1 protein-coding gene is annotated in these 252 nt (G+C 67.9%); it reads right to left on the bottom strand.

Annotated features, from left to right (window positions below):
• On the bottom strand, positions 1 to 252 hold a 252-nt coding region (locus tag SB816_RS33575; RefSeq protein ID WP_410548449.1), incomplete at both ends, for an ABC transporter substrate-binding protein.

Here is a 252-nt window from a genome sequence, read left to right as displayed (position 1 = left end):
CCCGACGTCGTCAGCACGGTGCCCGACTGCTTGACCTTCGCGAGCACCGGATCCCAGATGTAGGTCGCGTCGATGTCACCGCGCGTCCAGGCGGCCGCGACCTCGGGCGGACGCAGGTTGACGATCTTCACGTCGTTCGGATTCACGCCGGCGGCCTGCAGCGCGACGAGCGTATGGAAATGTGACGTCGACACGAACGGCACGCCGATCTTCCTGCCCTTCAGCGCGGCGATGCTGGTCACGCCGGCGCCG

It is taken from the genome of Achromobacter sp. SIMBA_011 (assembly GCF_046535435.1).
Classification (GTDB): Bacteria; Pseudomonadota; Gammaproteobacteria; order Burkholderiales; family Burkholderiaceae_B; genus Achromobacter; species Achromobacter dolens.
The sequence above is the reverse complement of the archived record's forward strand: the minus strand, read 5'-3'. Positions and strand labels throughout refer to the sequence as shown.